Here is an 806-nt window from a genome sequence, read left to right on the forward strand (position 1 = left end):
TTGCGCGGCCGACGCAGAGCATGTGGTTATGGCTGCGGCGCGATCAATTGCGGCAAATTGCGCGTGAACATTCTTATATGAGCGGGCAGCCGGGCGATTTGTTTTTATCCAAATTGTCGCGGATGGTGGTGGATATTAACGAATTGGATGCGCAGGGGGAGTTTCCGCTCAGTCAATTAGTGGAGCGCCTGACGGCGGCGCTGGATATTGAAAAAGTTACTAAGAAGTTTTTCAAAGAGTTTAATCAACAACGGTTGCAGTTTGTCGAACTGATTGATGGCATTCCGAACGAACGCGAGCGGCGCTGGTTGGCGTCGGTGTTAATGAATCGGTTGATGTTTATTTGGTTTTTGCAATGCAAATTATTATTAGACAAGGGCAATAGTCGGTATTTGCTGGATCAATTGGCGGCGAGTCAGCAGCGCGGTCAGGATTTATTTTACAGTGAGTTTTTGCAGGCGTTGTTTTTTGAAGGGTTTGCGAAACCGGCCTATGAACGCAGCGCGGCGACGCAGGCGCTCATTGGCGATATTGTGTTTTTGAATGGCGGGTTATTTTTACAGCATTCGCTGGAGTTGCAATACGGCGCGTCAATTCGTATTCCCGATCAAGCCTTTGCCAATTTATTTAAGTTATTTGGCAGTTATTCGTGGCATTTGGATGATACACCGGGCGGGCAGGATAATGAAATCAATCCCGATGTGTTGGGTTATATTTTTGAAAAGTATATTAACCAAAAGGCGTTTGGCGCGTATTACACGCGGCCGGAAATTACCGAGTATTTATCCGAACGCACGATTCACCGC

1 protein-coding gene is annotated in these 806 nt (G+C 47.1%); it reads left to right on the forward strand.

The genetic code is table 11. The features are described 5' to 3' along the window. A partial coding sequence (locus HUK38_RS14630; RefSeq protein ID WP_202985583.1) for a hypothetical protein occupies positions 1-806 on the forward strand: 806 nt, incomplete at both ends.

Origin of the sequence: Thiospirillum jenense (assembly GCF_014145225.1) — a bacterium.
GTDB lineage: Bacteria > Pseudomonadota > Gammaproteobacteria > Chromatiales > Chromatiaceae > Thiospirillum > Thiospirillum jenense.